Source organism: Comamonas endophytica (assembly GCF_023634805.2).
GTDB lineage: Bacteria > Pseudomonadota > Gammaproteobacteria > Burkholderiales > Burkholderiaceae_C > Comamonas > Comamonas endophytica.
In genome coordinates this window covers 2566366-2583368 of record NZ_CP106881.1, presented here as the reverse complement: position 1 = coordinate 2583368, position 17003 = coordinate 2566366, and the positions used below count along the sequence as shown (strand labels likewise).

At 69.0% G+C, this 17003-nt stretch carries 15 protein-coding genes; 9 read left to right on the top strand and 6 right to left on the bottom strand.

Annotated features, from left to right (window positions below):
- Positions 1–30: 30 nt before the first annotated feature.
- On the top strand, positions 31–2148 hold the full coding sequence (locus M9799_RS11695; protein ID WP_231041853.1) for an alpha/beta hydrolase domain-containing protein: 2118 nt from the start codon (positions 31–33) through the stop codon (positions 2146–2148).
- A gap of 49 nt (positions 2149–2197) precedes the next feature.
- Here M9799_RS11695 and M9799_RS11690 read toward each other — a convergent pair whose 3' ends face one another.
- A complete protein-coding gene (locus M9799_RS11690; RefSeq protein WP_231041852.1) occupies positions 2198–4720 on the bottom strand; it encodes an ABC transporter permease in 2523 nt (840 codons plus the stop codon).
- Between the two features lie 93 nt (positions 4721–4813).
- Complete coding sequence (gene apbC, locus M9799_RS11685; protein ID WP_231041851.1) at positions 4814–5905, bottom strand: iron-sulfur cluster carrier protein ApbC; 1092 nt, start codon at positions 5903–5905, stop codon at positions 4814–4816.
- A 119-nt stretch (positions 5906–6024) separates the two neighbouring features.
- On the opposite strand from apbC, the gene M9799_RS11680 reads away from it, so the two are divergent.
- From M9799_RS11680 to M9799_RS11670, 3 genes are all read left to right on the top strand, one after another.
- Positions 6025–6588 (top strand): restriction endonuclease, encoded by a 564-nt coding sequence (locus M9799_RS11680; protein ID WP_231041850.1) that lies wholly within the window; start codon positions 6025–6027, stop codon positions 6586–6588.
- 124 nt (positions 6589–6712) lie between these two features.
- Entirely contained in the window at positions 6713–8827 is a 2115-nt protein-coding gene (metG, locus tag M9799_RS11675; RefSeq protein ID WP_231041849.1) for a methionine--tRNA ligase, read from the top strand.
- The gene (locus M9799_RS11670; protein WP_231041848.1) at positions 8827–9081 is read left to right on the top strand and encodes a hypothetical protein; all 255 of its coding nucleotides are present in this window, start codon (positions 8827–8829) and stop codon (positions 9079–9081) included. Before metG ends, M9799_RS11670 begins: the two co-directional genes overlap by 1 nt.
- 128 nt (positions 9082–9209) lie before the next feature.
- On the opposite strand, the gene bamE is transcribed toward M9799_RS11670, so the two are convergent.
- Positions 9210–9704 (bottom strand): outer membrane protein assembly factor BamE domain-containing protein, encoded by a 495-nt coding sequence (gene bamE / locus M9799_RS11665; protein WP_231041847.1) that lies wholly within the window; start codon positions 9702–9704, stop codon positions 9210–9212.
- A gap of 47 nt (positions 9705–9751) precedes the next feature.
- On the opposite strand from bamE, the gene M9799_RS11660 reads away from it, so the two are divergent.
- From M9799_RS11660 to M9799_RS11640, 5 genes are all read left to right on the top strand, one after another.
- Entirely contained in the window at positions 9752–9955 is a 204-nt protein-coding gene (locus M9799_RS11660) for a DUF3460 family protein (protein ID WP_231041846.1), read from the top strand.
- Between the two features lie 49 nt (positions 9956–10004).
- Positions 10005–10877: a segregation and condensation protein A gene (locus M9799_RS11655; protein ID WP_231041845.1), complete on the top strand. Its 873-nt coding sequence runs from the start codon at positions 10005–10007 to the stop codon at positions 10875–10877.
- Between the two features lie 46 nt (positions 10878–10923).
- Positions 10924–11283 carry a 5-carboxymethyl-2-hydroxymuconate Delta-isomerase gene (locus tag M9799_RS11650; RefSeq protein ID WP_231041844.1) on the top strand — a complete coding sequence of 120 codons (360 nt, stop codon included), beginning with the start codon at positions 10924–10926 and terminating at the stop codon, positions 11281–11283.
- A 68-nt stretch (positions 11284–11351) separates the two neighbouring features.
- Complete coding sequence (locus tag M9799_RS11645) at positions 11352–12563, top strand: CynX/NimT family MFS transporter (protein WP_231041843.1); 1212 nt, start codon at positions 11352–11354, stop codon at positions 12561–12563.
- Positions 12560–13195, top strand: a complete 636-nt coding sequence (locus M9799_RS11640; RefSeq protein WP_231041842.1) for a tRNA-uridine aminocarboxypropyltransferase — start codon at positions 12560–12562, stop codon at positions 13193–13195. Before M9799_RS11645 ends, M9799_RS11640 begins: the two co-directional genes overlap by 4 nt.
- Here M9799_RS11640 and pabB read toward each other — a convergent pair.
- Genes pabB through nadC form a run of 3 tightly spaced genes read right to left on the bottom strand, consistent with a single transcriptional unit; the run spans position 13192 to position 16955 of the window.
- Positions 13192–14946: an aminodeoxychorismate synthase component I gene (pabB, locus tag M9799_RS11635; protein WP_231041841.1), complete on the bottom strand. Its 1755-nt coding sequence runs from the start codon at positions 14944–14946 to the stop codon at positions 13192–13194. The genes M9799_RS11640 and pabB overlap by 4 nt on opposite strands.
- Positions 14947–14994: 48 nt before the next feature.
- Complete coding sequence (gene nadA, locus M9799_RS11630; protein ID WP_231041840.1) at positions 14995–16104, bottom strand: quinolinate synthase NadA; 1110 nt, start codon at positions 16102–16104, stop codon at positions 14995–14997.
- Positions 16104–16955: a carboxylating nicotinate-nucleotide diphosphorylase gene (gene nadC, locus M9799_RS11625; RefSeq protein WP_231041839.1), complete on the bottom strand. Its 852-nt coding sequence runs from the start codon at positions 16953–16955 to the stop codon at positions 16104–16106. Before nadC ends, nadA begins: the two co-directional genes overlap by 1 nt.
- Positions 16956–17003: the final 48 nt, after the last annotated feature.

Sequence of the window (17003 nt, the reverse complement as noted above, 5' to 3'; positions counted from 1 at the left end):
TGTGCGAGATAACCAAAGCAAGGAGACAACATGCGTAGATTCCAACTTTCCGCCCTGGCGCTGGGCATTGCCGCGCTGGCCGGCTGCGGCGGCTCGTCCAGTGACGGGGACGATGCCGCGGCGGCGCAGCCCAGGCTCACCATGCAGATCACGGCTACCCAGGATTTCCCCGGCAGCTACGGCGCCGTGGGCGCCTACGAGAAGGTCAGCGGCACCCTGCGCGGTGAGCTCGACCCCAGGGATCCGAAGAATGCCACCATCCAGGATCTGCAGCTCGCGCCCGTCAACAGCCGCGGCATGGTCGAGTACGCCACCGACTTCACGCTGCTCAAGCCCAAAGAGATGGCCAAGGCCAGCGGCATCCTGCGTTACGACGCGCCGAACCGCGGCAACATCCTGACCATGCCCAACCCCAGCGCCACGCCCGGCGACGCGGTCTACCTGGAGCGCGGCTACGTCATGCTGTACGCGGCCTGGCAAGGCGACGTGCCCAAGAGCAACCCCGAGCGCCTGACGGCGCAGGTGCCGGTGGCAAGGAACCCCGATGGCAGCAGCATCACCGGCGCCTACCGCACCGAGCTGGTGCCCTCCTCCGCCACCTCGACCATGGCCTTGCCCGGCGGAGTCTTCAACGGCACGATGCTGCCCTATGCTCCCGCCAGCCTGGACAACACCCGGCCCGGCTATTCGCTCACACGGCGCATCAACGAGACCGATCCGCGCGAGCCCATTGCCGCCGCCGACTGGAAGTTCGCCAACTGCAGCGACAGCGCACCCTTCCCCGGCACGCCCGACGAGACCCGGGTCTGCCTGAAGCAGGGCTTCGATCCACTCTATCTCTACGAGCTGGTGTACGAGGCCAAGGACCCCAAGGTCATGGGGGTGGGCCTGGCGGGCCTGCGCGACGCGGTGGGCTTCTTCCGCAAGGCCGAGAAGGACTCCGAAGGCAACGCCAATCCGCTGGCCGGGCGCATCAGGCACACCATCGGCCAGGGCACCTCGCAATCCGGCAATGCCATGAAAACCTTCCTGCACCTGGGCTTCAACCAGGCGCTGGACGGTTCGCGCGTCTTCGATGGAATGTTCGCGCATGTGGCCGCACGCCAGACCAATGTCAACACGCGCTTTGCGGTGCCCGGCGGCGGCGGCGGCCTGCGCACGGACCACACCGCCTTCGGCCAGACCGCGCCGCGCGGGCTGGACAAGGACTATGTGGACGGCATCAGCGGGCGCAACGGCGGCGTGATGCGCCGCTGCAGCGCCACCGACACCTGCCCGAAGTTCTTCCTGGGGCTGTCCGGCACCGAGTTCTGGCAGCTGCAGGGCTCGCCCGCGCTCACCAACACCGAGGGCACGCAGGATCTGGCGCAGCCCGAGAACGCGCGCGTCTACTACTACGCCAGCACCCAGCATGGCGGCGCGGGCGGAGAAGCGAGCATCAGCTACGCGCCGAGCCGCAACGTCTACCCCTCGGGCACGGTCGTGCATTTCAACGACACCTTCCGCGCGCTGTTCATCGCGCTGGAGGACTGGGTGACCACGGGCAAACAGCCGCCCGCCAGCCAGGTGCCGCGCGTGGCCGACGGCAGCCTGGTGCGGCCCGAGCAGGTGCGCTTTCCGGTGATGCGGGGGCTGCAGTGGAAGGTCGGCAGCCAGTTGACGGATATTCCCGCCTTCAACTACCTGGCGCGCCACAACGACTTCGAGCTGCTGGACTTCGGCCCGCAGTTCCGCCCCGAGGACGAGGCCGGCATTGCCGGCATCTTCCCGCCGCGCCAGACCGGCAGGTTCTACCCGATCATGGTGCCCCAGGTCGATGGCAGCACCGGCCTGACGCGTGCCGGCATCCGCTCGGTGGAAGCGCAGGCACCGCTGGGCACCAGCATCGAGTTCAACTATGTGAACAGCGAAAGGATCGTTGATCTGACCAATCTGGGCGGCAGCTACATTCCCTTCCACAAGACCCAGGCGGCGCGGATCGCCGCAGGCGACACGCGCCCCTCGCTGCAGGAGCTGTATGGATCGCAGCAGGGCTATGTGCAGGCAGTGCGCAGCGCAGCGGACCGGCTGGTGGAGCAGCGCTTCCTGCTGCGCCGCGATGCCGACGCCATCGTGCAGAAGGCGCAGGCCAGCGCGATCTTCGAGTAGGGCCTGCAGGGCCGGGCCTGGCCTTTTGGGAACAGGCCCGGCCTGGCGGCTACTCCGCTGCCTGGCGCAGCGTCGTCATGACCGGCCGGCGCAGCACCTCGCGCAGGCCCCACCAGCCCGCCAGCCAGGCCAGCAGCGCACCCGCCAGCGCCCCGGCCACCGGCACCCAGGGCGAGGCCGTCCAGACGAAGTCGAAGGCATAGCGCGCCAGCGCCCAGCCGATGGCCATGGCCACGCTGCTGGCCAGGAACCCCGCCAGCAGCCCCACGCCCGCCAGTTCGGCGCGCTGCACCTGGCGCAGCAGGCTGGCGCGCGCGCCGACGGCGCGCATGATCGCGTACTCGCGCGCACGCTCCTCACGCGTGGCGGTCACGGCGGCAAACAGCACCACCAGGCCCGCGGCCAGCGTGAAGGCGAACAGGAACTCGACCGCGCGCACGACCTGGTCGAGCACCTGCTGGATCTGCGCCAGCGTGCTGCCCATGTCGACATTGGTGATGTTGGGAAACGCGCGCACCAGCGCGTTGTCGAAGCCCTTGGTTTCGGGCGCGCGGTAGGCCGCCAGATAGGTCACGGCGACATCGGGCAGGTGCTCGACCGGGTACATGACGAAGAAGTTGGCGCGCAGCGAGCCCCAGTCGACCTTGCGCAGGCTGGTGATGCGGGCCTCGTTCTGCACCCCGCCGACGTCAAACGTCAGCCGGTCGCCCAGCTTCAGGCCCAGGGTCTCGGCAATGCCTTCCTCGACGCTCAGCACGCCCTGCTCGCCCGGCGTCCAGCGGCCGGCGACGATCTGGTTGTGCTCGGGCGCCTGCTCGGCCGTCGACAGGTTGAACTCGCGGTCCACCAGGCGTTTGGCGCGGTCCTCGGTGTAATCGTCGGGGTGCACGTCGCGGCCGTTGACCTGCACCAGCCGGCCGCGGATCATCGGATACCAGTCGTAGCGCGCCACGCCGGCCTTCTGCAGCTCCTGCTGGAAGGCCTGCGCCTGGTCCGGCATGATGTTGATGACGAAGCGGTTGGGCGCATCGGGCGGCGAGGCCGCGCGCCAGCTGCCGATCAGGTCGGTGCGCAGCAGCACCAGCAGCACCAGCGCCAGCAGGCCCACGGCCAGGCTGCTGACCTGCAGCACGGCATAGACCGGGCGCGCCGAGATCTGCCGCGTCGCCAGCACCAGCCAGCGCGGTGCCGTCGATTCATTGACCAGCCGGCGCAGCAGCTTCACGGCCAGCCACGCCAGGCCCGCGAACAGCGCCACCGCGGCGCCGAACCCGGCCACGGCGATCAGTCCGAGCTTGAGATCGCGGCTCACCGCCAGCAGCAGCGCGGCAAAGCCCGCAACCCCCAGCACCAGCACCAGCCACGAGGCCGGCTTGAGCGCGCCGAGGTCGCGGCGCATGACGCGCAGCGGCGGCACCCGGGCCAGCTGCAGCACCGGCGGCAGGCCGAAGGTGAACAGGAGCGTCATGCCCATGACCAGCCCGAACACCACCGGCCGCGCGCTGGGCGCGGGCAGCGCCGAATCCACGAGCCCGGCCAGCAGCTGCACGAACACATGGTGCACTCCATAACCGATGGCCACACCAAGCGCACTGGAAAACAGACCCACCAGTGCGAATTCAATCGTATAGGCGCCGGCAATGCGCCTCTGGCTCTGGCCCAGCACGCGCAGCATGGCCGAGGCATCGAGGTGGTCGTTGGCAAAGCCGCGCGCGGCCAGCGCCACGGCCACGGCCGACAGCAGCGCGGCCAGCAGCGCCACCAGGCTGAGGAATTTCTCGGCGCGTTCAAGCGTCTGGCGCATCTCGGGGCGGCCGCTGTCCAGCGATTCGATGCGCATGCCGTGCATGCCTGGCGCCTTCACCGCTTCCTCGGTCCAGGCCTGGAACTGGCGCACCGCGGCATCTTCGCCGGCCACGGCCAGGCGATAGGTCAGGCGGCTGGCGGGCTGGACCAGCGCGGTGGACTCCAGGTCCGCCGCGTTGAGCATGACGCGCGGCGCGAAGCTCATGAAACCCGAGCCGCGATCGGGCTCCAGCACCAGGATGCGGCCGATGCGCAGCGTGGCATCGCCCAGCAGCAGCGGGTCGCCCAGCCGCAGGCCCAGCGCTTCGAGCAGCGGCGCATCGACCCAGACCTCGCCGGCCGCGGGAATGTCGCGCGTGGCCTCGCCTGCCGCACCCGGGGCGCCGGCCGTGCGCAGCGTGCCGCGCAGCGGATAGCCCGGCGGCACGCTCTTGAGCGCCACCAGCCGGCTGGCGCCGCCCTGTGCATCGGGGGCGCGCCCCATGGTGGGAAAGCCCACCGTGACCACGCTCTGCAGCCCCAACTGCTGTGCGCGCCCGGCAAACTGCGCGGGCGGCGGGTTGTCGCTCACGACCACCACATCGCCGCCCAGCAGCTGGCGCGCATCGCGCTCGAGCCCGCCCTGCAGCCGGTCGGCAAAGAAGCCCACCGCGGTCAATGCCGCCACCGCCAGCGTCACCGCGACGATCAACAGGCGCAGCTCGCCCGCACGCACATCGCGCCACAAGGTGCGCCAACCCAAAGCCCAAGCTGATGATCCATTCATGGGCTGAACAATAGCGGATCGGCCCGCGTGGGGGCATTAAAAAGCCGCCAGGGCAGGCCATGGCGGCTTTGGAACCAGACGCCGGGTGCTGGCTCAGGTGTTCTTGCTGACCGTGATGGTGGGGAACTTCGCGCTGAAATCCTTGGCCTTGAGCGCCACCTTCACCGCCATGTCGCGCGCCACGCGCTTGTAGATCTGCGCGGCTTCGCTGTCAGGGTCGGCGACCACCGTGGGCTTGCCGCTGTCGGCCTGCTCGCGGATCTGCAGCGACAGCGGCAGCGCGCCCAGATAGTCGATGCCGTACTCGCCGGCCATCTTCCTGCCGCCCTCGGCGCCGAAGATATGCTCGACATGGCCGCACTGGGTGCAGACATGCGCCGCCATGTTCTCCACCAGGCCCAGGATCGGCACGCCGACCTTCTCGAACATCTTGATGCCCTTGCGCGCATCGATCAGCGCGATGTCCTGCGGCGTCGTGACGACGATCGCGCCGGTCATCGGCACGCGCTGGGCCAGCGTCAGCTGGATGTCGCCGGTGCCCGGGGGCATGTCGACCAGCAGGTAGTCGAGGTCCTTCCAGTTGGTCTGGCGCAGCATCTGCTCGAGCGCCTGGGTGGCCATCGGGCCGCGCCAGATCATGGCCTCGTCCTGGTTCACCAGAAAGCCGATGGACATGACCTGCACGCCGTGGTTCTGCAGCGGCTCCATGGTCTTGCCGTCGGTGCTCTCGGGCTTGCCCGTCAGGCCCATCATCATCGGCTGGCTCGGGCCGTAGATGTCGGCATCGAGCAGGCCCACGCGCGCGCCCTCGGCGGCCAGCGCCAGCGCCAGGTTCGCGGCGGTGGTGCTCTTGCCCACGCCGCCCTTGCCCGAGGAGATGGCAATGATGTTCTTGACCTGGGGCAGCAGTTCCACGCCGCGCTGCACCGAATGCGCCACCACCTTGGTGTTGATGGCGACCGAGACGTTGTCCACGCCCGGCACGCTCTTGGCGGCGGCCACGAACTGGCGCCGCAGCTCGGGCACCAGGCTCTTGGCGGGATAGCCGATCTCCACGTCGAAGGCGACGTCGCCGGCGTTGATCTGCAGGTTGCGCACGGCGCGCGCGCTGACGAAATCCTTGCCGGTATGCGGATCCAGCACGCTGCCGAGCGCGGCCAAAAGTTGTTGTTCTGTGGCTGCCATGTCAATTCACTCCTTTGGGAAGGCCAAGTCTATCGAAGGGCCGCTGTCCGCACGGGAAGCAGGACAATGCGGGACTGACGCTCTTTACGCACCGACCCGAGGATCCCGTGAAATTCCAGATGGCCCCCAATTCCCTGTTTGCAATCCTGCTGCGCTCGCGCTGGTGGCTCAGCTTCGCGCTGGCGGCCGGCGTGACGCTGGTCTGCATGCTGGCCCTGCCCGCCCATATCGCGCCTTTCGGCGCGCTGGCGGCCACGCCGCTGTGGGTGGTGGGCTGCATCGCGGCCTGGCGCCAGCTGCGCGCGCCCAGCCCGGCGCAGGTCGAGCGGCTGCTGGCGGAATGCGCCAGCCAGCCCTGGCGCGGCTTTGCGCAGCAGCTCGAAGCCGCCTGGCGCGCCGAAGGCTACGGCGTGCAGGCGGTGAACCAGGGGCCGGTCGACTTCCGCCTCGAACGCGCGGGCCAGACCACGCTGGTGAGCGCACGGCGCTGGAAGGCCGCGGTGCATGGCGTCGAGCCGCTGCGCGAGCTCGAAGCCGCGCGCGTGCGCGCATCGGCGGCCAAGGCGGTCTATATCGCGCTGCAGCCGCTCGGCGAGAACGCCGCGCCGTATGCACGCGACCAGCAGCTGGTGGTGCTGGCGGGCGCCGACCTGGCGGCGCTGCTGGCGAAAGCCCGGCCCTGAATCTCCCGCGACGAAATCCGCTGCCCGGAAAACCTGGGGCTCCGGGCCCGGGTGCAACCCCACCGGAGCCGGCGGCGGCGCAACCCCTTAAAATCCCGGGTTCCCCAAGAGAAAGCCGCCTTCGATGTCTGCACGCAAGATCTTCGCCACCACAGCCCTGCCCTATGCCAACGGCAACTTCCATATCGGCCACATCATGGAGTACATCCAGGCCGACATCTGGGTGCGCTTCCAGCGCATGCAGGGCCATGCCGTGAATTTCGTCGGCGCCGACGACGCCCACGGCGCGCCGATCATGATTGCCGCCGAGAAGGCCGGCATCACGCCGCAGCAGTTCGTCGCCAACATCGCGGCCGGGCGCAAGCAGTACCTCGACGGCTTCCACATCCAGTTCGACAACTGGCACAACACCGACGGCGAGGAGAACCACGTCCTTGCCAAGCAGATCTACCTCGATCTCAAACAAGCCGGCTTTATCGACACCAAGGTCATCGAGCAGTTCTTCGACCCCGAGAAGAACATGTTCCTGCCCGACCGCTTCATCAAGGGCGAGTGCCCGAAGTGCCATGCCAAGGACCAGTACGGCGACAACTGCGAGGTCTGCGGCGCGGTCTATGCGCCTACCGACCTGATCAAACCCTATTCCGCGCTCAGCGGCGCCCAACCTGTCCTCAAGAGCTCGGAACATTTCTTCTTCCGCCTGTCGGACCCGCGCTGCGTCGAGTTCCTGCAGGAGTGGACGCAAAACGGCAAGCATGTGCAGCCCGAGGTGGCCAACAAGGTCAAGGAATGGTTCAGCGTGCGCACCAACCCCGACGGCTCGACCAGCGAAGGCCTGGGCGACTGGGACATCTCGCGCGACGCGCCCTATTTCGGCATCGAGATCCCCGACGCGCCGGGCAAGTATTTCTACGTCTGGCTGGACGCGCCCGTGGGCTACCTGGCCTCGCTGAAGAATCTGCTGGACCGCCGCGGCGAGGACTACGAGGCCTACATGGCCGACGAGCAGCTCGAGCAGTACCACTTCATCGGCAAGGACATCGTCACCTTCCACACGCTGTTCTGGCCGGCAATGCTCAAGTTCAGCGGCCGCAAGACGCCGACGCAGATCTTCGTGCACGGCTTCCTCACCGTGAACAATGGCGAGAAGATGAGCAAGAGCCGCGGCACGGGCCTCGATCCGCTCAAGTACCTGAGCCTGTCGATGAACCCCGAATGGCTGCGCTACTACCTCGCCGCCAAGCTCAACGGCCGCAACGAAGACATCGACTTCAACCCCGAAGACTTCATGTCGCGCGTCAACAGCGACCTGATCGGCAAGTTCGTCAATATCGCCTCGCGCGCCGCGGGCTTCCTGTCCAAGCGCTTCGAAGGCAAGCTCGCGGCCCTGGGCGCCGAAGGCCAGGCGCTGCTCGAGCAGCTGCGCGCCCAGGCGCCGGCCATTGCCGAGGCCTTCGACAAGCGCGACACCGCGCGCGCGGTGCGCGAGACCATGCAGCTGTGCGACCGCGTCAACGCGTACGTCGACGCCAACAAGCCCTGGGAGCTGGCCAAGCAAGAGGGCATGGATGCGCGCCTGCAGGAAGTGTGCAGCACCTGCATCGAGGCCTTCCGCCTGCTGGCCGTGTACCTCAAGCCAGTGCTGCCGGCCGTGGCGCAGCAGGTCGAGGCCTTCCTCAATGTCGCGCCCTTGACCTTTGCCGATGCGCAGCAGCTGCTGGGCGCGGGCCATGCGATCGGCAGGTACGAGCACCTGCTGCAGCGCGTGGACGTCAAGCAGCTCGACGCCCTGTTCGAGCCGCCGGCCGTGCCTGAACCGGCCGTGCCTGAACCGGCCGTGCCTGAACCGGCCGTGCCTGAACCCGAGAAGCTGGTGCCCGGCGGCGAGGAGATCGCCGGCACCATCGGCATCGAGGACTTCGCCAAGGTCGATCTGCGCATCGCCAAGATCGTCAACTGCGAGGCCGTCGAAGGCTCGACCAAGCTGCTGCGCCTGACGCTCGACGCGGGCGAAGGCCGCATGCGCAACGTGTTCAGCGGCATTGCCAGCCACTACCAGCCGGCCGACCTGATCGGCAAGCTCACGGTGCTGGTCGCCAACCTCGCGCCGCGCAAGATGAAGTTCGGTGTGTCCGAAGGCATGGTCATGGCCGCGAGCCACGCCGATGAAAAGGCCCACCCCGGCATCTATGTGCTGGAGCCGGTGGCGGGCGCGACGCCCGGCATGCGCATCCACTGATGTCTCCGATCCGCTGGCTCCTGGCGAGCAGCGCAGTCGCGCTGCTGGGCGGCTGCGCCGTCGTTGCCGTGACCTCGACGGCGGTGGGCATCACCGCCGGCGTGGTCGGCCTGGCGGCCGATGCGGCCATCGGCACGGCGCGCATCGCGGGCAAGGGGATCGGCAAGGCGGCGGATGCAATGCTGGGGGACGACGAGGCGGCTGGGGATGGCAGCGGCGTGGATATCCGCTACAACATTGCGCCTGCGCCGTAAGCTTTTTTGTCGGGCAGGCCGGGGCCGCTTTGGCAGGCTCACCACGACGTGAAAAACCGTTCGTCCTGATCCTGAGCTTGCCGAAGGATCGAAGGATGGACGGCCTGTCCACAGCTACCCAGCAGGCTTTACCCCTGGCTCTGCACCACACTGCGCCCCGTGCGCACCACCCGCCCATCGTTATCAAACGTCACCGTAAAAAGCATCTCCGTGGTCGGCGGCTCCACATAGCGCCAGTCCCAGTCGGTTTCCCGCTTGAGATCGTAAGTCGTGCGCTTGGCCGGCTTGCCCAGCATGCGGCGCACCTCCTGCTGCGTCATGCCGGGGCGCACCTGCGCGAACACATGCGGCGCCACGACCTGGCGCAGCGCGCGCATGCGGCCGTCCGGGCCGATGGTGATCATGTAGTTCTGGTGGCCCGCGGGCTGGCGGTTGTATTCGAAGGTGCGCGACCCATCCGCCTCCTGCCAGATGTTCTCCGGCACGCCGAAGCGGTCGCGCACGTCGACCTCGGTGGACACATCCTCCTCCAGCTCGCGGATGCGCTGGTCGTCGCAGCCCATCAGCGACAGGAGGCCAAAAACGGCGGCGATGGCCGCGCCCCAACGGTGGATTGGTTGCATTGCGCCTTGTCCCGTAAAATCATGGATTCCTTATAGGTTAACAGTCCATGTCCTTTTTCGCCCGCCCCGATTACAAGTCCGATGCCACCCAATTTCTCGACCAGCTGCGCGCGCAGCGGCCCGAGATCGAAGCCCAGCAGCGCGAAGGCCGCGCCCTGCTGTGGGACAAGGAGGTGGACAGCGAAGTCTGGCAGGAATACCGCGCCGGCCGCGTGGCACAACAGCCCTACGTCTATCAGACCAAGGCCTGAGCCTGCTGTCGTTGTCCATTGACGCCAGGCTGTTGCCTGCTGCCCAGCCATGAGCGCCGTGTCCGAGGGCGCGCTGGCGCTCGCCCCGGGCGAGCCGCCCGCGCTGGCGCCTGCGCCGGTCGAGCTGCCGGACGCCGTGGACCGCGTGGCGCTGGCGCGCCTGTATGGCGAGCCGCTGTTCGCGCTGCCCAACGATCTCTATATCCCGCCTGATGCGCTCGAGGTCTTCCTGGAGGCCTTCGAGGGCCCGCTGGACCTGTTGCTGTATCTGATCCGCAAGCAGAACTTCAACATCCTCGACATCCCGATGCTGAGCGTCACGCGCCAGTACCTGCGCTATGTCGACGAGATCCGCAGCCGCAACCTGGAGCTGGCGGCCGAGTACCTGCTGATGGCGGCCATGCTGATCGAGATCAAGTCGCGCATGCTGCTGCCGCCCAAGAAGTCGGCCGATGCCCAGGAAGCCGAGGACCCGCGCGCCGAGCTCGTGCGCCGGCTGCTGGAATACGAGCAGATCAAGCTGTCGGCGGCCCATCTGGGCCAGTTGCCGCAGCATGGCCGCGACTTCCTCAGGGCCCAGGTGCACATAGAGCAGAGCCTGCAGCCGCGCTTTCCCGATCTGCACCCCGGCGAACTGCAGCAGGCCTGGCAGGACCTGCTCAAGCGCGCGACCCTGGTGCAGCACCACCGCATCACGCGCGAGGAGCTCAGCGTGCGCGAATACATGAGCCAGATCCTGCGCACGCTGCAGGGCCGGCGCTTCGTGCCCTTCGAGGACCTGTTCCAGCCCGAGCGCGGCTCCACCGTGCTGGTCGTGACCTTCATCGCGCTGCTCGAGCTGGGCAAGGAAACGCTGATCGAGATCACCCAGGCCGAGGCCTTCGCGCCGATCTACGTGAGGCTGGCCTACACCCCTTTATGACCCGCGGACACAGCGCGGGCTTGGCTTTTTTATCCAGGAGACTCCCATGCCCCATCTTTTCATCGACTACAGCGACAACCTTGCCGGCCTGCCCGAGCAGCAGATGCTCACCGAGCTGGTGGCGACGGTCTGCGAGCATCCATCCATCCTTGACGAGCTCGACGTCAAGGCGCGGATTGCGCCCGCAAAGCAATATGTGATCGGCACGGGGTCCGGCCTGCGCGGCTTCATCCATGCCGACCTGCGCCTGATGGCTGGCCGCACGCCCGAGGTCAAAAAGGAGCTGTCGGACCGCGTGGCCGAGGTGCTGCGCCGCTTCACGCCCCACCCCGAGGGCATGCTGGTGCAGGTGAGCGTGGAGATCACCGACATGGACCGCCCCAGCTACCACAAGGGCCGCCTGTAAAGGCACGCTCAGCGGCCGCCCCGCGCGGCGCTGCGCGCGCCGCGGATTGAAGTTACAGTCGGCGGCCTATGCCGACCCCTGATTCCTCCCCTTCCCTGCCGCGCCAGCGCCATTGGCTGCTGGCGCTGAGCCTGCTGCTCATTGCCTGCAACCTGCGCCCGGTATTCGGCAGCCTCTCGGTCGTGCTGCCCGAAATCATGCGCGACACCGGCCTGAGCGCCGCCGGCGCGAGCCTGCTGACCACGCTGCCCATCGTCTGCCTCGGCCTGTTCTCCGCCCCTACCCCCTGGCTGTCGCGGCGCTTCGGCGCCGAGCGCGTATTGCTGCTGGCACTGCTGCTGATCGCCGCCGGCACCCTGATGCGTGCCACCGGCGGCCTGGCGTGGCTGTTCGCCTCCTCGGTGCTGGCCGGCGCCGGCATCGCCATGGGCAACGTGCTGCTGCCCAGCCTGGTCAAACGCCACTTCGCGCAGCAGGCGGCGCTGATGACCGGCATGTACATCTTCGCGATCTGCATTGGCGCGACGACCGCCATGGCAGCGACCGTTCCGCTGTCAGTGAACTGGTTCGACGGCTCGTGGGCCCATGCCCTGGCCTTCTGGGCCGCGCCGGCGCTGCTGGTGCTGATGCTGTGGGCGCCCCAGGCCCTGCGCATGCACAGCGAGCGCATCGATCCCGCCGCCAGGGCCGGCAGCCTGTGGCGCGATGCGCTGGCCTGGCAGGTCACGGCCTTCATGGGCCTGCAGTCCTCGCTGGCCTATATCGTCATCGGCTGGCTCGCGCCCATCCTGCGCGAGCGCGGCCTCGACAGCGCCATGGCCGGCTATGTGGTGGCGATCTCCACGCTGGCGCAGCTCGTGTGCTCGCTGATCGTGCCCTCCATTGCCGCGCGCTGCCGCGACCAGCGCGCGCTGGCCGTGGGCCAGACGGCGCTGGGCCTGGTGGCGTTGCTGGGCTTGATCCTGCTGCCGCTGTCCACCGTGTGGATCTGGGCGGTGCTGCTGGGCTGCGCCCAGGGTGGGCTGTTTGCCCTGGCGCTGAGCCTGATCGCCATGCGCAGCGGCAATGCCCAGGTCACCGCCCAGCTGTCGGCCATGGCCCAGGGCTGGGGTTATATCCTGGCCGCCTGCGGGCCGCTGCTCACCGGACTGCTGCATCAGTGGACAGGCAGCTTCACTTCCAGCATCTGGCTGGTGCTGCTCTTGTCGGCCGCGCTGGCCTGGAGCGGCTGGGGCGCGGGCCGCAACCTGCTGGTGCAGCCGGCCGTGCGCCCCGCATGAGCACCCGCGCGCTGTGCCTGCGCTGCGCGCGCCCCGAGCGCAACTGCATCTGCGCGCTGGCGCAGCGCGTGGACTGCGCCGCTGAAGTGTTGATACTCCAGCATCCGCTGGAAGTGCATGAAGCCAAGGGCACGGCGCGGCTGCTGCATCTGAGCCTGCCGCGCAGCCGGCTTGAAATCGGCGAGCAATTCGATGCACAGCTGCTGCAGGCCTGGCTGGAGCAGGACTGGAACGGCAGCGCCTCGTCACCCGCGCCGCGCAGCGTGCTGCTCTATCCTGAATCGACGCATGACCCGGCGCTGCCATTGGTACCCGCGCCGCCGCTGCCCGCCGACTGGCTGGCCGAGCCGGCGCGACTGCGCCTGGTGGTCATCGACGGAACCTGGCGCAAGAGCCGCAAGATGCTGTATCTGAATCCGCTGCTGCAGCAGTTGCCGCGCCTGGCGTTGCAGGAGCTGCCCGCCTCGCGCTATGCGATCCGGCGCGCGCACCGCCCCGGGCAGCTGTCGACGCTGGAAGCCGCCTGCTGCGCGCTGGCGCAGCTCGAGCCGGCGAATCCGGAGCTCGGCCGGCTGCTGCAGGCCATGGATGCACTGGTGCTGCGCGAGCAGCAGTGGCGCAGCCCGGTCTAGCGCGGAAGTTCCAACTCCGCCGCAAGCCAGCCGCGCAGGCTGTTGACAAAGGCCCAGGCCTGCACGCGCGGCAGGTCCTCGAGGCGCAGCATGCCTTCGCGCACGCGCCCCTCGCGCAGGGCGATGGCGCGCCCCACGCCGGGCAGCAGGCCGCAGGCCGGCGGCGGCGTGATCCACCGGCCGTCGAGCAGCGCCGCCACGTTGCCGCGCGTGCCTTCGGTGATCTCGCCGCGCGCATTGAACAGCACCGTGTCGAACACCGCCGGGTCTTGCGGCGCAAAGGCCTCGTAATGCGCGCGGCGCGAGGTCTTGTAGCGCACGAACTCGCCCTGGGTCCAACGGTCCTCGAGCGCCGCCGCAGCCAGCTGCAGGCGCACGGGTTCCAGCGTAGGCGCGCAGGCAAAGGCCTCGGCGCGCGCCCGGCCCTGCGCATCGAGCTGCAGCCGCACGCGCCACAGGCCCGCGGGATGCGCCGCCGCCAGCTCGTCCAGGCATTGCCCCACCTGCGCCGACCAGGGATAGGAGAAATGCCGCGCCGCATCCTGCAGCCGCTGCAGATGTTCGGGCAGATGGCGCCAGGCGCCGTCCTCCAGCGCCAGCGTCTCCAGCAGTTCGAAGGGCTGGCTGGCGCGTTCGACAAACGCGCGCTTGTGCTGCCATTCACGCCACTCGCCCTCGGCGTCGGCGCCCGAGGTGATGCCGCTGCCGATGCCGCAGACCGCCTGCGTGCCGCGCAGCGCCAGCGTGCGGATCGGCACGTTGAAGGTGGCATGCATGCGGCCAACGCCCGCCGGGCGCAGCACGCCCAGCGCGCCGCAGTAGACGCCGCGCGGGTGCGGCTCGAGCGCCTGGATCATGCGCATGGCGGCGACCTTGGGCGCGCCCGTGACCGACCCGCAGGGAAACAGCGCGGCAAACACATCCGCCAGGCGCGTGCCCGGCCGGGTCCGGGCCTGAACGTCCGAGGTCATCTGCCAGACGCTGGGCAGCGCCTGGGTATGGAACAGCCGCGGCACCTGCACGCTGAAGGGTTCGGCAATGCGCGACAGGTCGTTGCGCAGCAGGTCCACCACCATGACGTTCTCGGCGCGCTCCTTGGGCGCGCTGCGCAGCCGCTCGGCCAGCGCCTCGTCCTCCTCGGGCGTCGCGCCGCGCGGCGCCGTGCCCTTCATCGGCCGCGCCAGGATGCGCCGGCCGTCCCAGTCGAAGAACAGCTCCGGCGAGACCGACAGGATCTGCTCGTCGCCCGTGTCGATGCAAGCCGCATAGCCGCCGGGCTGCGCGCGCAGCAGCGCCGCGAACAGCGCTTCGGCACTGCCCTGCAGCAGCTCGCCATGCAGCGGCGCAGTGTAGTTGACCTGGTAGAACACGCCGTCGGCAATGGCTTCGTGGATCCGCGCCATGGCCTGGTTGAAATCCTCCCTTTGCAGGCTGCTGCGCCAGGCCACATGCGCGGCATCGCCAGTGCTGCCTTCCTCCCAGGGCAAGGCCTCGTCATAGACCGCGAACCAGGCCAGCGGGCCGTCCGCGGCATGGGTTGCCAGCGCCGGCTCGAAGGCTGCCGCGGCTTCGTAGCGCACGAAGCCCACGCACCAGGCGCCGGCGCGCGCCGCGTCCTCGGCCGCGTCGAGCACGGCGCGCACCTCGCCCGGCGCATGGGCCGCCCATACCGCGCGCGCGGCGCCAAAACGCTGGCGCAGGCGCGCCCCGGACGCGCCCTGGGGCAGCGTGAAATCAATGCAGGTATCCATATCTCAAGTTCTTGGCCGGCGCGCGGCGCCGGCTTCATTGGCTGCAGTTCAGGCAGCGCCCAGCTGCGGCACCAGGCCGGCCGTGGAGGCGCCGCTCCTGAGCGCCGCGGTGAAGGCCAGCATGCGCTCGATGGGCTGCCGGGCGCGCGGGATCAGGCCCGGCTCGACTTCGACGGCATTGCGGCCGGATTCCAGCACCTCGGCCAGCCCCGCCAGCCCGTTCATCGCCATCCACGGACAATGGGCGCAGCTCTTGCAGGTCGCACTGTTGCCCGCCGTCGGCGCCTCGATGAAGCGCTTGTGCGGCAGCAGCGTGCGCAGCCGGTGCAGCAGGCCCATGTCGGTGGCGACGATGAACTCGCTGGCCTGCATGTCGCGCGCCGCCTGGAGGATAGCCGAGGTCGAGCCCACCGCATGTGCCAGGGCCACGACTTCGGCGGGGCTTTCGGGGTGCACCAGCACCCTGGCATGCGGATGCTCGCGCATCAGCGCCTCCAGCTCGAAGGCCTTGAATTCATCGTGCACGATGCATGCGCCCTGCCAGGCCAGCAGATCGGCGCCGGTCTCGCGCTGGATGTAGGCACCCAGGTGGCGGTCGGGTGCCCAGAGGATCTTCTGGCCGTCGGCATGCAGCGCGCGCACGATGTCGAGCGCGCAGCCCGAAGTCACGACCCAGTCGGCGCGCGCCTTCACGGCGGCGCTGGTGTTGGCGTAGACCACCACCGTGCGCTCCGGATGCTGGTCGCAGAAGGCGCTGAAGGCATCGGCAGGACAGCCCAGGTCCAGCGAGCAGGTGGCCTCGAGCGCAGGCATCAGCACGGTCTTGCCTGGCGACAGGATCCTGGCGGTCTCGCCCATGAAGCGCACGCCCGACACCACCAGCGTCCGCGCCGCATGGTCGCGGCCGAAGCGCGCCATCTCCAGCGAATCGCTGACCAGACCGCCGGTTTCCTCGGCCAGGTCCTGCAGGTCGGGATGCACGTAGAAGTGCGAGACCATGACCGCGTTCTTCTGTTTCAGCAGGCCGCGGATGCGCTCCTTGAGCGCCGCGCGCTCGGCGGGCGCGGGCTCGGGCGGCACGCGCGCCCAGGCATGGCGCGTGGCGCAGGCGCCCTTCGCATCCAGCGGCAGCTGGTACTCCACGTCCATGAGCGGCATCACAGCTCCTCCATGCGCATGGAAAAGTCCATGGCGCGCACATCCTTGGTCAGGCCGCCGATGGAGATCCGGTCCACGCCGGTTTCGGCCAGCGCGCGCAGGCCTTCGAGCGCCACGCCGCCCGAGATCTCCAGCACTGCGCGCCCGGCATTCATCCCGACGGCGCGGCGCACCATGTCCAGCGGCATGTTGTCGAGCAGCACCATGCGCGCGCCGGCATCGAGCGCCTCGCGCAGCTGACCCAGGTTCTCGACCTCGATCTGGATGAACGCCGCCCGGCTGGCCACCTGCTGCGCGGCGCGCAGCACGGCTTGGATGCCGCCCGCCGCGGCGATGTGATTTTCCTTGATCAGCACCGCGTCGTGCAAACCGACGCGGTGGTTGCTGCCGCCGCCCGTGCGCACCGCGTATTTCTGCGCCAGCCGCAGTCCAGGCAGGGTCTTTCGCGTATCGCAGATGCGCGCGCGCGTGCCTTCCACCATGGCCACGTATTGCGCCGTCTTTCCGGCCACGCCCGACAGCAGCTGCAGGAAGTTCAGCGCGGTGCGCTCGGCCGTCAGCAACGCGCGTGCCCGGCCTTCGGCCTCGAACACCAGCGCATCGGGCTGAAGCCCTCCCCCCTCGCCCACATGCCAGGTGATCCGCACCCCGGGATCGAGCGCCCGCAGCGTGGCCTCGGCCCAGGGCGCGCCGCAGAGCACGCCTTCCTCGCGCGCGATCACGCGCGCCCGGGCACGCCGCGCGGGATCGATCAGCGCCGCCGTCAGGTCGCCCTCGCCCACATCCTCCTGCAGCGCCAGCGCCACATCGCGGCGGGCCAGCGCATGGATGGCCTCGATGGAATTGTTCATGGAAAGGCAGTCTAGACGCAGCGGTCCTCGGCGCCGAGGCATTCCTCC

Coding starts and splice junctions, on each gene's coding strand:
- M9799_RS11640 (WP_231041842.1), top strand. CDS start 12,560: ATGAGCACCCGCGCGCTGTGCCTGCGCTGCGCGCGCCCCGAGCGCAAC.
- nadA (WP_231041840.1), bottom strand. CDS start 16,104: ATGCCGCTCATGGACGTGGAGTACCAGCTGCCGCTGGATGCGAAGGGC.
- M9799_RS11650 (WP_231041844.1), top strand. CDS start 10,924: ATGCCCCATCTTTTCATCGACTACAGCGACAACCTTGCCGGCCTGCCC.
- nadC (WP_231041839.1), bottom strand. CDS start 16,955: ATGAACAATTCCATCGAGGCCATCCATGCGCTGGCCCGCCGCGATGTG.
- pabB (WP_231041841.1), bottom strand. CDS start 14,946: ATGGATACCTGCATTGATTTCACGCTGCCCCAGGGCGCGTCCGGGGCG.
- M9799_RS11690 (WP_231041852.1), bottom strand. CDS start 4,720: ATGAATGGATCATCAGCTTGGGCTTTGGGTTGGCGCACCTTGTGGCGC.
- bamE (WP_231041847.1), bottom strand. CDS start 9,704: ATGCAACCAATCCACCGTTGGGGCGCGGCCATCGCCGCCGTTTTTGGC.
- M9799_RS11670 (WP_231041848.1), top strand. CDS start 8,827: ATGTCTCCGATCCGCTGGCTCCTGGCGAGCAGCGCAGTCGCGCTGCTG.
- M9799_RS11695 (WP_231041853.1), top strand. CDS start 31: ATGCGTAGATTCCAACTTTCCGCCCTGGCGCTGGGCATTGCCGCGCTG.
- M9799_RS11655 (WP_231041845.1), top strand. CDS start 10,005: ATGAGCGCCGTGTCCGAGGGCGCGCTGGCGCTCGCCCCGGGCGAGCCG.
- M9799_RS11680 (WP_231041850.1), top strand. CDS start 6,025: ATGGCCCCCAATTCCCTGTTTGCAATCCTGCTGCGCTCGCGCTGGTGG.
- M9799_RS11645 (WP_231041843.1), top strand. CDS start 11,352: ATGCCGACCCCTGATTCCTCCCCTTCCCTGCCGCGCCAGCGCCATTGG.
- apbC (WP_231041851.1), bottom strand. CDS start 5,905: ATGGCAGCCACAGAACAACAACTTTTGGCCGCGCTCGGCAGCGTGCTG.
- metG (WP_231041849.1), top strand. CDS start 6,713: ATGTCTGCACGCAAGATCTTCGCCACCACAGCCCTGCCCTATGCCAAC.
- M9799_RS11660 (WP_231041846.1), top strand. CDS start 9,752: ATGTCCTTTTTCGCCCGCCCCGATTACAAGTCCGATGCCACCCAATTT.